This is a genomic window from Thermodesulfovibrionia bacterium (assembly GCA_030646035.1).
Classification (GTDB): Bacteria; Nitrospirota; Thermodesulfovibrionia; order UBA6902; family UBA6902; genus JACQZG01.
In genome coordinates this window covers 41248-57472 of sequence record JAUSMY010000046.1, presented here as the reverse complement: position 1 = coordinate 57472, position 16225 = coordinate 41248, and the positions used below count along the sequence as shown (strand labels likewise).

General features: G+C 45.1%; 10 protein-coding genes. 6 read left to right on the top strand and 4 right to left on the bottom strand.

The window, feature by feature from the left end:
* The first annotated feature begins 182 nt into the window (after positions 1-182).
* Together Q7U10_07200 and Q7U10_07195 are read left to right on the top strand one after the other, a co-directional pair.
* Positions 183-4622 carry a hypothetical protein gene (locus tag Q7U10_07200; protein MDO8282394.1) on the top strand — a complete coding sequence of 1480 codons (4440 nt, stop codon included), beginning with the start codon at positions 183-185 and terminating at the stop codon, positions 4620-4622.
* An 89-nt stretch (positions 4623-4711) separates the two neighbouring features.
* Positions 4712-6127, top strand: a complete 1416-nt coding sequence (locus Q7U10_07195; protein ID MDO8282393.1) for a M48 family metalloprotease — start codon at positions 4712-4714, stop codon at positions 6125-6127.
* A 17-nt stretch (positions 6128-6144) separates the two neighbouring features.
* On the opposite strand, the gene Q7U10_07190 is transcribed toward Q7U10_07195, so the two are convergent.
* The 4 genes from Q7U10_07190 to Q7U10_07175 all read right to left on the bottom strand — a co-directional run bounded on the left by Q7U10_07190 (position 6145) and on the right by Q7U10_07175 (position 10695).
* Positions 6145-6789, bottom strand: coding sequence for a metal-dependent transcriptional regulator (locus Q7U10_07190; protein ID MDO8282392.1), 645 nt, complete (start codon positions 6787-6789; stop codon positions 6145-6147).
* A 9-nt stretch (positions 6790-6798) separates the two neighbouring features.
* A complete protein-coding gene (amrS, locus tag Q7U10_07185; protein MDO8282391.1) occupies positions 6799-7806 on the bottom strand; it encodes an AmmeMemoRadiSam system radical SAM enzyme in 1008 nt (335 codons plus the stop codon).
* Between the two features lie 499 nt (positions 7807-8305).
* Entirely contained in the window at positions 8306-9193 is an 888-nt protein-coding gene (gene lpxC / locus Q7U10_07180) for a UDP-3-O-acyl-N-acetylglucosamine deacetylase (GenBank protein MDO8282390.1), read from the bottom strand.
* A 110-nt stretch (positions 9194-9303) separates the two neighbouring features.
* Positions 9304-10695, bottom strand: a complete 1392-nt coding sequence (locus Q7U10_07175) for a TldD/PmbA family protein (protein ID MDO8282389.1) — start codon at positions 10693-10695, stop codon at positions 9304-9306.
* Positions 10696-10799: 104 nt separating this feature from the next.
* Here Q7U10_07175 and mtnP point away from each other — a divergent pair, with 104 nt between their 5' ends.
* Genes mtnP through gspE form a run of 4 tightly spaced genes read left to right on the top strand, consistent with a single transcriptional unit; the run spans position 10800 to position 16187 of the window.
* Positions 10800-11588 (top strand): S-methyl-5'-thioadenosine phosphorylase, encoded by a 789-nt coding sequence (gene mtnP, locus Q7U10_07170; protein MDO8282388.1) that lies wholly within the window; start codon positions 10800-10802, stop codon positions 11586-11588.
* A gap of 56 nt (positions 11589-11644) precedes the next feature.
* On the top strand, positions 11645-12559 hold the full coding sequence (locus tag Q7U10_07165) for a type II secretion system protein N (protein MDO8282387.1): 915 nt from the start codon (positions 11645-11647) through the stop codon (positions 12557-12559).
* A 54-nt stretch (positions 12560-12613) separates the two neighbouring features.
* Positions 12614-14668 carry a secretin N-terminal domain-containing protein gene (locus Q7U10_07160; GenBank protein ID MDO8282386.1) on the top strand — a complete coding sequence of 685 codons (2055 nt, stop codon included), beginning with the start codon at positions 12614-12616 and terminating at the stop codon, positions 14666-14668.
* A 1-nt stretch (position 14669) separates the two neighbouring features.
* Entirely contained in the window at positions 14670-16187 is a 1518-nt protein-coding gene (gene gspE / locus Q7U10_07155) for a type II secretion system ATPase GspE (GenBank protein MDO8282385.1), read from the top strand.
* Positions 16188-16225 lie beyond the last annotated feature (38 nt).

Genomic DNA, 16225 nt, shown 5'->3' with positions numbered 1-16225 from the left:
TTAAACAGAAGATTCAGCCGAATATTATATACATACCACATATAGACTCCAGAACCGGCCAAGGATAAACACTTGACATATTTGCCTGTTTGATATATTTTGTATAAATATCAATCGTAAATCTATTATTCAATCGTGTATTCAATGATATTTATTAATACTAAAACCTTTAAGGAGGAGATATGAGAAAGTTCAAGTCAGCAGGTTTAATTGCGATGTTAGTAATGGTAGCAGTATTTTTGGTCAGTTCTGACCTATTCAGCAAGCCTTTGACAAATGCCGATAACCCATGGCAAGGCAAGGCAAGGCCGGGATTCATGATTGGAGATGGTGAAAATGTAAATGACTATACCATAGATATGCTTATGCCTATGTGGGGCAATGGAAAAGCCCTTTTCTTCTTCAACCCTACCGTAAGATATGACAACAATGACGGCAACGAGGAGAACCTCGGCTTCGGCTACCGCAGATTTGTAAGGAACAACAATGTGATAGCCGGCCTTAACCTGTACTGGGACACAATGAGGAGCGAGAACGACTTTAGGTATACCCAGGTAGGTCTCGGCATTGAAGCGCTTTCCGATGTTATCGACCTTCGCGCAAACGTTTACTATCCGTACGGAAATGTAAAAAAGAGGCTTTCCGGGCTTGACTTCTACGAATTCGGCCATACGAACCTTATTGTGCACGACGGATATGAAGAAGCTCTCAAAGGTATGGATGCTGAAATAGGCGTTCTCGTCCCTTTTATCTCTGAAACGATCGAGACAAGGATATTCGGCGGCGGCTACTTCTACGACTCAGACCTGAACGACGCGGTAAATGGCTGGAAGTTAAGGGCTGAGATAAGGCCGATGAAGATACTTAACCTCAACATAGAGGTGAAGGAAGATGACGTAAGAAGCGCAACATTTATAGGCGGATACCTAGACATCCCTTTCTCATTAGGCGACCTGCTTGGCGGTGAGAACCCCTTTAAGGGAGCATCCGATCTTACTGCATTCGGAACAGGCACAAGAATCCTTAAAGAGAGGATGACCGACAAGGTCATTAGAGACAGGCATATCACAACAGTCGCAAGGCCCAATTATAATGGAAGACCGGTCCTTGATGAGAACAATGACCCTATAGAGGTCATTTATGTAAACGCGGACAATACCGGCGGTGACGGCGGTGACGGCACACTTGACAACCCGTGGGAAGACATCAATGACCCGCAAAACCTTGATGACCGCTTTCAGGACGGCGCATGGATGTATGTCTTCTGTGATGATAATGAAGTTGGTTGTACGCAGACATATGTGAACATCGGGCTTATGGACGATATGGTCCTCTGGGGACAGGGTTACCTGCACCCTGTATTCGGCCTCGGCGGCGGAGTACATCCGATACTTGACGGAGGAGATGACGGATATATCGTAACACTTGCCGACAATAACGAAGTCATGGGCCTCACAATTCAGAACGGTGAAACCGGCATCTACGGCGATGACATTCAAAACACCAACATCCATCATAACAATATCTTAAACAATGGCGGAACAACATCCGGTATTCATATTGAAAACAATTTCAGCGTTGTCTCAGGCTCGCACCTAACCTACACGTTTGACAATAATGTCATTACAGGAAACTACGGCGACGGGCTGTATCTTTTAACTACTCTTTATAATGCTTCCAGCGGTACTCTTGACGATGTAAGCATCACCAACACTATAACAAACAGCACGATAGAAGATAATGGCAGCGACTTTTCCGGCGAGGGTGTTGATGTTTTCACCAGTATTTATACCTCAGCTTCAAGCTCCCAGATAACAAACACCGCGATCACAAACCGCATCGAAAACAGCAGTGTCAGCAATAACAATGGTGACGGGGTTTCATTTGAAAGCGAGATCTACACAGAAGGCTACAGCAGCTCTATTAATAACGCGAGGATAGACAACTACGTTCTGAACAATGCGGATACTATAAACAACAACACCTGGAACGGAGTTTGGCTTGGAAGCGACATACGCACGAATGGATTGTCCAGTAATTTAGACAATTCTGCGATCACGAACAACCTTGACAACAATGTCATGAACGGAAACGGGGATGAGGGCATAGACATAGAGAGCATGATATCCACCTGGTACGACAACAGTGATATCACCAATGCAGAGATAACAGCTACATTAGACGGAAACACGGTGGACGGAAACGGCTTTGACTATGATGCATCCGGCGAAGGAGTGGGCTTTGACAGTCTGATAATATATGCTGACAGTCCTGACAGCTTCATAAATAGTTCAACAATAGGCGTCTCCCTGACCGATAATACCATCACCAACAATTATGGGGACGGGGTGTTATTTGATGTTAATGGTGATTGTGGAGGCTACTGCGGCACCAGGATATATACGCGAAATTCACGAAGTTCTGTTACCGATGCCCTGATAGACATCGACTTCTCAGGCAACACCATCTCAGATAATGGAGATGACGGCGTTGATTTCAATGATGTCAGGATATATACAGGATATGATTATATAAACGGCTCCCCGACATCCACAAACGCCAGCCCTATTAACAGAGCAGCCATCAATATTGACTTTACTGACGAGAACATCATACAGGATAACTCTTCACACGGTGTTGACCTTGATGCAGTTTATATCTACACATCCGGCTCATCCAGTTCAGTGACAGGCGCTCAGACAAACGTGACCTTCACAGACAATGTGGTGGGCAATGGGATAGACGAAGAGAGCAACGGAAACGGTGACAAAGGCATTCTGATCGATGATATGGATATCTTCACCTTGGGATCCGACAGCGACATCTATACCCCGTTAATGGACTTGAGCTTTACAAACAACTATGTTGATGCCAATGATGACGAGAACATAGATTTAGATGGCCTGAATATTTATACAAATGGGAGTCTCAGCGGGATATCAAATGCCTCAATAATTAGCGATTTTATGAACAATACCGCGACAAACAGTGATGACGACGAAGGCTTTGACATGGACCTCAATATCTATACCACCGGTTATTCCTCTGATATCTATAACGGAGATATCACAAACACCTTTACCGACAACACCATAACTGATAACGATGAGGAAGGCATTGACCTCGCCAACCAGATCTACACTGCTAACTCATACAGTGCTATCTCATATTCTGATATTGACAACTTGTTTGACGGCAATACGATAGGAAACACAGATGGCTCAAACCAGTCTTACGGCATCAATATCGACACCAATATCATTAGGACTTCCGGCTATAACAGCACGATATCTGAATCCACAATGTCAGACACATTTATTGACAACCTCATCCAATACAACAATTCATACGGTGTATATATCGGCAGTTCTGATAATACCTTTATACGGACATCCGGCTACAACAGCGGTATAACTGACGCAAGCATATCCGAAAGCTTTACAGGTAATACCATCACCGGCAACGGCAATTCGGGTGTTGAATCATATGGCCTGTATATTGATACTAACGGGGCAGACAGTGCTATAAGCGGTTCGGATATTACAAGTTACTTTGAAGCTAACAACATATCTTCAAACTCCAATTGGGGTGTTATGTTTGACTCAAACAGGATTTCCACCTGGGGCAGCAACTCCAACATATCAGGGTCTGAGATCAAAAACGAATTCACCGACACTTTAACCGGCATTGGAAACACTATTGACTCAAACGACTGGGACGGGGTGTATATAGAAAATGAAATCTATACATGGGGAACCAACGCTTCTGTATCCAGCTCTTCAATAACAAACACCTTCACAAACAATGACTCCACCATCAGCAACAATGGCCAGGGTAGTGATTCTGGTGACGGGGTTGATATCCTAAGCTCCATACGCACGTACAATAACGACGGCGGCTCTATAACCGATGTGACGATAAGGAACGAGTTTTATACAAACGTGCTGAATGGCAACGCTGACCAGGGCATAGAGGTTGAGTCAGTTATCTTCACACAGGGCTCCACATCCGATATCACAGACGCAAATATTTTCAATACCCTTGAGAACAACACGGCAAATGACAACATGGCAGATGGAGACAGTGACGGGATATATATATACAGCACACTCACCTCAGGACGCGATATTATCACTTCATTCATTACCGACAGTCTGATAGACAACGTTGTTAATAACAGCGGCGGAAACGGTATTACCCTTGGGTCTGCGCTTCAGGCAGGGGGAGGAGATTATGGTGTCGTCACAAGCCTGTTCTTCCAGGGCAACGTGGTTGCAAACAGCAACAATGACGGACTTAGACTCGTATACGATATTAGTGACAATCCTTGGATCGGCGGAGTAGATGCACAATATGATGACTGGTATCTGGCACACTTTACCTTTGACCTGGGCAACGGAAATCTTGGCTCATTAGGTAATAACTCACTCTATGGGAACGAAGTTTTTGCTCTGTTCAATAATGTCACTAACCCCTGGACAGGATGGCTGAAGGCTGAGAACAACTACTGGGGTCCGGGAGTTGTTGTAGGAGATTTCCCGTCTCTCATAGGCGGATCAGGCGGTGCGGATTACACAAGCGAGAGTCCGTTCCTGGAAACAGACCCGAATCCGCTTCCGTAATTAAGTCTTAACCTAAAAGCCCCGGGCAGATGCCCGGGGCTTTTTTTATCCCTTTTTATAGATATAATATTCCTATGCCGATGATAAATATGAAGAGAGTCAAAAAACTTTTATTATGTATCATCTTTCTTTTAGTATCCTCATGCGCTGTCAATCCCGTGACCGGGAAGAACGAGCTCATGCTCGTAAGTGAAAGTCAGGAGATACAGATAGGCAAAGAGACTGCTCCGTCAATGAGATGGGGATTCGGGGGCGAATACAGGGATACAGAGTTAGAGGCATATCTCGGAGGCATTGCAGCGGAACTCTGGAAGAACTCGGAAAGGCCCAATCTGCCGATGAAGTTCTACATTCAGAACACCTCGATCCCCAACGCATTCGCCCTGCCCGGCTATGTAGCTATCACAAGGGGGCTTTTAAGCGACATGGATAACGAGGCGCAGTTCGCAGCTGTGATCGGGCATGAGATAGGCCATGTTATGGCAAGGCATACGGCGCAGAGGCTCTCACGCATGTCACTTCAGCAGATAGGGCTTTCTATCGGAGCAGCGGCTCTTGAGGGAAAGACCGGGAGCGACGCGCTTCTAAGCGTAGGGGCAATTGGCAGCAGCCTCTTACTGCTTAAATATGACAGAGAGCAGGAGATACAGGCAGACAGGCTCGGCGTAAGATATATGTCATGGCTCGGTTATAACCCGCATGAGGCAATGAGCGCGCATGAGGCGCTGGAGAGGTCTGTTAACGGCTATATGCAGAGAGCAGGGGTGAATGAGAAAGAGAGTTCGCCATTAGCCGATATGCTCTCTACACACCCGAGAAAAGAGGTGCGGCTCGTTGAGATACAGGATATGATAAACGCGCTGCCTCCTTATACTATCAAGGGCGACGGCGAGTTCAGCAAACGCTTTCTGGATGCAACAAAAAGAATGCGTGAGATAAACAGGATTTATTTTATATATGATGATGCCGAACGCCTTTATAAAAAAGAGGACTTCAGCGGGGCAGAGGCAAAGATTAAAGAGGCGATAAAAAAGAACGACAGCCAGGCGCCCTTCCATAACCTCCTCGGCTTAATAATGATCCGTCAGAAATCCTACTGGAAAGCAGAGAACAGCTTCAGGCAGGCGCTCGCTCTTAACCCGGACTATCAGCCTTCTGTATTCGGCCTTGGGCTGATAAATTATTACCAGGAGAATTATTCCGCTGCGATCGATAAATTCAACACAAGCATGAAACTCTATCCCGGCCATCTGCCGACACACTTTGGATTAGGAAAGAGCTACTACCAGCTAAAACAGTACAGCAGCGCCATACCTCATCTCGGGGAATTCGCAAATGCAGTGCCAAAAGACCCTGAAGTGCACGGGATGTTAGGCATATCTTATGAGAGCACCGGCCAGATAGACCTTGCGATAAGAGAATACGGATTTCAGATACAGGCAGCGCCTGATACTCAGCTCGGCTACCATGCTAAAAAAAGGCTCTCGGTGCTCCGGAAGAAATAAGCTGTTGTTCCTTTCTGTTATACCTGTTTTACATATATCTCTTCAGCAATGACAGGGTCTATTGCCAAAGATGTCTCATCTATCTTAAGAATGAATGACGGCCTCTTCTGTTTCAGCTTAATTATGCTGCCGGGCACCACGCCCATTGAGGTTAGGCGGTCTATTCTCGCCTCCTCCTTTGGGACAATGAAGACTATCCTGGCATTTGTGCCGACATCAAGCTCCTTGAGCTGCATAACAAGCGGCCTTACAGTCTTATACCTTGAACAGCAGTCACCTCTTGGAATGGGCTTGCCATGCGGACAGGTAGGCGGATGTCCGAGGAAAGAGCATACGCTTTCAGTGACTGACGGAGACAGAAAGTGCTCGATCTCGCAAGCTGTATCCTCAGTCTCCTGCATACTTACATCAAGCACATCATGGAAAAGCCTCTCCGCAAGCCGGTGGCGGCGGGTCAGATCCCGTGAACGGCTCTCGCCTTTTTCAGTGAATTGAATATTATCACCGGAGATAGTTACAAGCCCGGCATTCTCCATCTTTCCAATAACATCAGGCGCGCTGTTGTCGGCAATATCCTCAATCACCTTTGAGCAGCTCCTGATCCCCCGCTCTCTTAATGCCCACATCAATTCAAGTATCTCATCTGCAAGTTTACTGATCATATGCCGTATTTACCTCCATACCCCTTCTATCTGCTCCATACACTTTGAACAGTGTGTGTCCTTCATTCTGTTTTCCATTATCTTATACCCTGCACGCCTTATCAGCATGTCTTTGCAGTTCGGACAATAAGTGTTCTCACCGCCCTCGCCGGGAACATTGCCCTCGTATACATATCTTAAACCATTGGCATAACCAATATCACGCGCATGCCTTAGTGTTTCTACAGGGGTCCTCGGCTGGTCTAATAGCTTATATGTAGGATAATATCCCGTTACATGCCAGGGAATAGACGGGTCAACAGCCCTTATATATTCCGCCATAGCTGTCAGCGTGCTTTCCGAATCATTATATGAAGGAATGACAAGTGTAGTAACTTCAACCCAGACACCAAACTCCCTCATCAGCCTGATAGTATCCAGCACGGGCTTCAGCCTTGCGCCGCAGACCTTTTTGTAGAAATCGTCATCACCTTTAAGGTCAATATTTATTCCATCAAGAAAAGGCGCGATCGCTTTAACCGCCTCAGGGCCTGTATACCCGTTACTTACAAAAATATTCTTTATGCCCCTCTCATGCGCGAGCTTTGCGCAGTCATATGCAAATTCAAAAAAGATCGTCGGCTCTGTATATGTGTATGAGATGCTCCTGCACCCTGACTTTTCTGCGGCATCCACAACCTGCTGAGGTGAAACATGGCTTCCGGGGATGTCTGAGTGTTCCTTGGTATGCTGCGATATATCAAAGTTCTGACAGTGCAGGCATCTGAAGTTGCAGCCGGCTGTTGCGATTGAGAAAGAAGTTGAAGAAGGAAGAAAATGAAAGAGTGGTTTTTTCTCTACAGGATCAACATTCATTGCCACAAGCTTACCGTATACAAGGCTATAGAGAATGCCGCCCCTGTTTTCTCTTGCTCCGCAGATGCCACGCTTGCCTTGCTGTATAAGACAATGGTGAGCGCAGAGATAACATCGCACCTTATGCTCTGCTTCTTTACTGTAAAACATCGCCTCTTTCATAGAGACATTATATCACATAAAAAGATGAGCGCAGTGACTCGCTAACGAAGAAAACAGAGAGAGAAACATGACCTTCTTTATTTTTTTTCAAAACAAAAAAAGAAAAGATTTATAACTTTTAAAAAAAATATTTTGATGATCGTCATTTTTCTCTTGACAAGAATTAAATAATGTTATATAAAATTTGTAACAACATTAATCAAAGTTGTAATGATCATTGACATTGAAACAGTAACTGCTTCAAAAACACAAATGTAAAATCTAATTTATTTTGTGTGCCCATTTAATGGGTGAATTAAAAAAAGGGAGGAACTAACATGGCCGTAAAGAAGAAAGTTGCAGCAAAGAAGAAAGTCGCAGCAAAGAAGAAAACCGCAAAGAAGAAAGTTGCTAAGAAGAAAGTCGCAGCAAAGAAAAAGAAATAACAAGTAATAAGTATAAATAAAAAAGGCTGTCTCAAACCGAGACAGCCTTTTTTATTTATACTTATTACGATTAGTTAAGCTATTGACTCAAGAACTGAGAGCTTTACAGGAGACTCAGACACTATCTCCCATGAATCACGGCTCAAGAGTATCTTTTTAAGGAGTTTAACATTCATGGTATGTCCGGATTTATTTGCAATTATATGGCCATAGATAGGAACTCCCAACAAAGACATGTCACCGATAAGATCAAGTATCTTATGCCTGACAAACTCATCTTTGAATCTCAGCATTTCTTTGTTAATGATTTCGTTCTGTCCGAGAACAATAGCATTCTCTAAAGAACCGCCTCTTGCCAGGCCTCTCGCCCTCATCTTCTCAACATCGCTCAGGAACCCGAATGTCCTTGCAGGCGCAAGCTCATCAATAAAACTGTTCCTGTAGACATCAATGCCCATCTTCTGCTCCCCGAACGCAGGATGTGTATAATAGAGACGATAAGTTATCTTTGTACCTTCATATGGAGTTATAGCTATCTGGCTCGGCCCTTCCATAATAGCGATGGGCTTGAATATCCTTATACAGGTTATCGTCTTAGCCTGCTGCGCCACACCTGCCTCAAGTATCAGCGATACAAAGGCGATAGCGCTTCCATCCATAACCGGAACTTCGGGCCCGTCAAGGTCAACATAAACGTTATCGACATTAAGCCCTGCAAAAGCTGCGAGGAGATGCTCGACAGTGCCTACCTTCGCACCATGTGAAGAAAGCGTTGTAGCAAATGTTGTATCTGAGACAGAGCTCACACAAGCTTTTATCTCAGCATTGCCCTTGTCAGTCCTGACAAATATAATACCTGTGTCTCTGGGCGCAGGCCTGAGCCTTAACCTGATATCTCTACCGGTATGAAGCCCTTTACCCTGAAGGTGTATTTCTTTTTTTATAGTATTTTGTAATCGCACAACTTACATAGTAATGCAATTCCCATACCAACAATATTTCCTTTAAAAAACAATGGGATTAATTGATATGTTGTATCATTAATACATCTATAGTGTATATAATAAGCACACTATATTTCCCCGCCGACAACCATCTCAGGTATCCTTATGGTAGGCATCGCATCCGAGACAGGAACGCCCTGCCCATCCTTGCCGCAGGTGCCAATTGCAAAATCCAGATCGCTGCCGACCATATCGATAGATTTAATGATCGAAGGGCCGTTGCCTATAAGGGTTCCTCCCCTGACAGGTTCACCGATAATGCCGTTTTCTATCAGATAGCCTTCTGATACCTCAAAAACAAATTCTCCGGTAACTGTATTAACCTGTCCGCCTCCCATCTTTTTCACGAACAATCCCTTTTCAACTGACCTCACAATACCGGCAGGGTCATCATCTCCTGATGCGATAAATGTATTGGTCATTCTCGGGATAGGCCTGGACTTGTATGATTCCCTCCTGCCGTTGCCGGTTGAGCTGACTCCGTCCTTCATCGAAGTGAGCCTGTCATACATATACCCTTTGAGAATTCCTTTATCAACCAGAACTGTCCTTTGTGAATGGGCTCCCTCATCATCAAACCTGAATGAACCCCTCCTGCCCGAAAGAGTTGAATCGTCAATTATAGTCACCAGCGGAGATGCTATAACCTCTCCGATCTTGTTTGCATAGACAGAGAGCCCCTGCTGTACAAGGTCAGCCTCAAGGCCATGGCCGACCGCTTCATGTATCATCGTCCCTCCTGCCGCCGCAGAAATAACTACAGCCATCCTTCCGCCAGGAGTCCTTCTTGCGCTAAGCATTCTCACAGCCTTTTCCGCAGTTTCAACCGCGATATTTTCAAGAGAGACCTCTTGAAAAAGCTCAAATCCTTTTAATCCTCCGACAGGCTCGTATCCGGTCTGCAGAATATCTCCGTCAGAAGCAACTACCTGCACAAGCGCAAGCGTATGAATCCGTTCATCTGATGCAATGGCCCCTTCAGAAGATGCGATTGTAACCCTCTGAACAGAATCCCTGTATATCACTTTTACCTGAATGACCTTACTGCTGACGCTTCTTGCGGCACGGTCAGCATCCTGAAGCAGGCGGATCTTTTTATCCATACTGACCGTATCAGGGCGGAGTTTCATTTTAAAATCAATCGAAGGGTTAACCCTTGTCAGGTCAATCTCACCTACTTTTGCCTTGCCTGCCGTTACGGCGCTCCTGACAGCCCTGCTCAATTCAAACAGGGAGGCCTCAGAGAAATCATTAGTGTAAGCATATGCCGATCTGCCGTTGAATATCACCCTTAACCCGATCCCGGAATCTACGCCTGACACGATCCTGTCCACTTTGTTATCTTCAAGCTGGATGGTCAGGGGATTTGTCTGCTCGACAAATATATCAGCGTAATCACCTCCTGTGGAAAGTGAATCGCGCAATATTCTCTTTAAAAGATCTTCCGGAATGTTTTTCAATTTGTCAGCGCCTCAAAATTTCTGTAAACTATTTCTGTAAAGTTTAATTAAGAGTATTATTATACATAATATTTTCTGACAAAAAGATAATCAGGAGGGGATACATGACAAAGATCGGAGTGATCGGCGGAAGCGGGCTTTATGAGATACAGGGATTGGCGATAAAGAACAAAAAAAGCATCAGCACGCCGTTCGGCAAACCCTCTGACAAATATTTAATTGGCGAGATAGAGGGTAAAGAAGTAGTATTCCTGCCAAGACACGGCAGCCATCACGCGATCCCGCCTCATATGATCAACTACCGCGCCAATATATGGGGATTCAAAAAACTCGGTGTAAGCACGATAATATCCGTAAACGCTGTCGGAGGGATAAAAAGAAGCCTCAAGCCTGGAGATATTGTTATCCCCAGCCAGATAATTGATATGACAAAGAACAGGATATCAACTTTTTATGATGGGAAGACAGGAGTTGTCCATATCGACTTTACAGAGCCCTACTGCACTGAAATCGGCAATGTCATACAAAAGGCCGGGGAAAACTTAAAGACAACTTTAAAGAACGGCGGGACCTATGTCGCGGTCGAAGGGCCGAGGCTTGAAACTGCGAGCGAGATAATAGGCTTCCGTATTCTCGGCGGAGATATTGTAGGAATGACAGGAATGCCGGAGGCATCACTTGCCAGAGAGTTGGAAATATGCTATTCAGGCCTGTCTGTTGTTGCAAACTATGCCGCAGGCATCAGCAAGAGGAAATTGACAGTATCTGAAGTCATGGAAGCTATGGGTAATGCAAATGAAAAGATAAAACTCCTTCTGAAGGAAACCTTCCGGCTTATTCCGGATGAAAGGGGCTGCAGATGCAGGGACGCTCTGAAAGAGGCGAGGATATAAGCTATTAATACATATTTATTATTGACATGAGGGTGCCGATTGTTTAATCTAATTTAATGTTTCAATTCTCTCTAATAAAACTGCGGTTTATTAATTATTTTCTGCTTGCACTTATTCTGATTGCAGCTCTTTTTACTGCCCGTGCTCTTATCAGTTTCTTTGCCTACAAAGACAGCGGAATATCTTCTGTGCCATTAGATAATAGTGCATTGATAAATACTGCAAAACCTATCGATATAATGCAGTATTCCTTAATCGTAATTAAAAACCCTTTCGGCTCTCCCAAGATATTTCACACGATCACACCTTCTGAGAATCTCAAGCCTGAAACATATATGCAGGAGATTCCCCCTGCCGAACTGACCCTTGTGGGTACGGTAGTCGGTAAAAAAAATATGAGTTATGCGGTCTTCGAAGGCAATGCTATCACATCCCCAAACAAACAGGAGGTCTTTGCTCATGGAGATGCAATATATGATTACGGAACACTTGATGAGATATTGACCGATTCAGTAGTTATAAGACAGGGCGCTAACACCCATATATTGAAAATCATTGAGTCGTTAAGCAATCTCACTAATTACCCGGCGGACAATAATCAGGCCTATAAAAATACCAGCTCTGCAGATCCCTTTGTGAAAAAAGTCGGCAAAAGGCAGTTTCAATTAGACAAGAAACAGGTTCAGGACTCAATAAACAATCCGGAAAAGATCCTGACAGATGCAAGGCTTCTTCCTAACTTCATTAACGGCAAACAGGAAGGCTATAAGATAAGCGAGGTTAAACCCGGCGGGCTTTATGAAAGCATCGGCCTGAAGAACGGAGATGTCCTCATAAGGGTCAACAGTCTTGAGATCTCAAGCCCTGAGGTTGCTATTCAGACGATGTCGGCTTTAAGAGGCACTAACAACGTCAACCTTGATATAATAAGAAACAATGAGAGGATGTCCTTGAACTATCAGATAAAATAGATATGATCATCAAACGATATAACCATAATCAAACATGCAGCCAGGAGAAGCTTAATGAAAAATAGAAATAGATCATTCCTCATCTCAGCGTTCTTTACTGTTTTGCTCATATTCCTTTCATACTCATCTTTTGCGGAGGACACTGAAACAGGAAAGACGCCCGGGCGATACGGCTCAAAGATAGCATTTAATTTTGTTGATGTCGATATCCCGACCATCATCAAGTTTATAAGCAAGATAACCGGCGACAACTTTATTTTTGATGAAACCATTAAAGGCAAGATAACCATCATTGCGCCGACAGAGCTGACCATAGAGGAGTCTTTCACGCTTTTCACATCTGTACTGAACCTTAAGGGATTCACGATAATACCGGCAGGCACAAAAACATACACCATAGTCCCGTCTATACAGGCAACACAGTCCGGCGAGATATCTTCAGGCGATGTAATGCCTGTTGATGAGAGGTATATTACCAGGATACTGGCCATCGAAAACATTAATGCTGAAGATGCCCTGAAATTCCTCCGGCCTATTGTCTCGAAGAACGGGCACCTTTCAGTTTTTGGTCCGCGCAACCTCCTGATGATAGTTGATTCAGCTCTAAATATTGAAAAGGTGGTCAAAATACTTGAAAGAATAGACCAGCCTCCGACATTTGATGAGCCTTCAAAGATAAATATCTATTTTGTCGAACATGCAGATGCCACAGATCTTGCAAAAGTACTTGAGGGGATAATCAAGAGCACGCGGGCCGCAAGCCAGACAACATCAGATCCCAAAAATGCCCAGGCCGATTCTGCATTAAGAATAAGCATAACTCCTGACAAGGCAACCAACTCGCTTGTCATCGTTGCCTCTCCTTCAGAGTACAAAAACATAAGCGAGATCATAAAGGCCCTGGACAAGAAGAGGAAGCAGGTCTTTGTAGAAGCAATGATAATCGAGGCATCTTTAGACAAAGTTAAAGCTGTAGGCACAAAGTGGAGAGCGGCTGCCACGCATAACGGTGAACCTGTTTTCATCGGCGGAGTCGGGAATATCAGCTTAACTACAGTTGATGCCATAATCAACGGCCTGTCAGGATTCACAGCTGGAGGGATGGGGAATTTTCTCACTCTTCCAGGCTCAACAGTCGGCTCTGATTCAGACATTACCGTACCGGGTTTTGCAGCCCTGTTCAGCCTCAGTGACTTTAAGGACGCTATTAATATCCTCTCAACCCCGCAGATACTGACAGCAGACAATGAAGAAGCAGAGATCATTGTCGGTGAAAACGTACCGTTCATCTCAAAAAGAGAGGGAAATGCCGATTCAGTAGCAAGCACATACAGCACAAATATCGAAAGGCAGGACGTTGGAATAAGCCTGAAGATAACCCCTCAGATAACAGAAGGCAACTATGTCAAGCTTAATGTCTATCAGGAGATATCATCTGTTAAAGACGCATCTGATGAAATACTTATAGCCGTAGGGCCGACTACAACAAAACGCTCGACAAAGACAACTATCATTGTTAAAGACGCGCAGACAGTTGTCATCAGCGGGCTGATGCAGGAAAAGGAAGAAGAAAGCATTTCCAAGTTCCCAATAATGGGAGACATCCCGTTGTTGGGCTGGCTATTCAAACATAAAGGGGTAACCAAGACCAAGACCAATCTTTTATTATTCCTGACCCCGCACGTTATCAAAGACGCAGAACAGCTTACGGATATCACCAGCGCAAAGAAAAAGACGTTCGCTACAGAGGAAAATCAATATATACGTGACGAACTTCTGGTCAGGTTTCGGGATGATGTCTCGAAAAAGACTTCTGAAGAGATCATATCAAAGCTTGGGGCCTCTGTTATAAACATAATAAAGGATCTGAACATTTACCATATAAAACTCCGGCCAAAGCAGAATGTCGAAGAAGCCATTGAAGAATTCACCTCTTATCCGGAGGTGATCTATGCCGAACCTAATTACACAATGAATATACAGGGCGGTCATCCGGATAAGATTAATACTCTCCCCTCTCCGGAATCCTCACTTGAAGAGAAAGAAAATAACTTTAAACGTTTCGGACTCTACACACCTACGCTCAGCGGGCTCAGCAGGAGATGGTAGTTTGGAAATAATAGACGGGATAGAAGATGAAGAGATTGAATTCTCTCTGCTCCATGACCTGCCGCTATCCTTTGTTAAGGGCAACCTCTTTCTGCCACTAAAGCGCCAGGACGGAGAGCTTCTGGCCGCAGTATCTGACAACCGTGGTATATCTGCCCTCAGAGACCTTGCAAGAAACCTCGGCCTCAAACCGCATCCTGTTATGGCGAACAAAGAGATGATCCTTAACGCTATCAACAGGATATACAGCCGTACAAGCACAGTTGACAAAGTCATGGGCGATATCAGAGGTGAAGACCTCTCAATGATCGCAACTGAATTTGAATCTCCAAAAGACCTTCTTGAACTGACCGAAGAAGCGCCCATCACCCGCCTTATCAACGCACTTTTATTAGAGGCTGTTAAAGAACGCGCCAGTGATATTCATATCGAGCCGTATGAAAAAGGTGTCGAGGTGAGGTTAAGGGTGGACGGCATTCTCAGAAGGATACTCTCCCCGCCAAAGATAGTGCAGGAAGCGCTCATATCAAGAGTAAAGATAATCGCAAATCTCGATATCGCAGAAAAACGGCTTCCTCAAGACGGAAGGATAAAGCTGCTTGTAGGCGGCAAGGATATTGATATAAGGGTCTCAATAATTCCGACGGCACTTGGTGAGAGGGCTGTTCTCAGGCTGCTTGACAGGCAGGCAGGTGTCATGAGCCTTGAGGCGCTGGGCCTGACCGACTCGATACTCAACTCATTTAAAGAAGCCCTCGCAAGGCAGAATGGGATAATACTGGTCACCGGCCCCACAGGCTCGGGCAAGACCACGACACTATACGGGTCGCTTCTCAAGCTGAATACCGAGGAGAGAAATATCATAACTGTCGAAGACCCTGTTGAATACCAGCTGACCGGCATAGGGCAGATGCATGTTAATCCAAAGATCGGCCTCACATTCGCATCCGGGCTGCGCGCTATCCTCAGGCAGGACCCTGACATCATGATGGTCGGAGAGATAAGAGACCTTGAGACCGCTGAGATAGCTGTCCATGCATCGCTTACAGGGCATCTTGTGCTTAGCACGCTTCATACAAACGACGCCCCAAGCGCCCTGACCAGGCTTATTGATATGGGGATAGAGCCGTTCCTTGTGGCATCTTCACTTGTCTGCGTACTTGCGCAGAGGCTTGTAAGGGTTATATGCCCGCACTGCAAAGAATCATATGTGCCGACTGCACAGGAGATCGCTTATCTTAATCTTGATCCCCCTCCTGTTTCACTTTATCGCGGAAGAGGCTGTGACAAGTGCCTTGGAAAGGGCTACCTCGGAAGGACAGGCATATACGAACTGCTTGAGATCACCCCTGAAGTAAGGAAGATGACCGTCGAGAGAAAAGATGCCCAGAGTATCAGGAGCCGTGCCATGAGTGCAGGGTTCAAGGTGCTCAAGGACAATGCGGTGCAGAAGGTCATGCGCGGTATAACCACGATCGAAGAGGTCTTACGGGTAACCCAGAAAGATATCGAGGAATGACGATCAGCAGCAGAAATATCTTTTCCTGCCTGATCCAT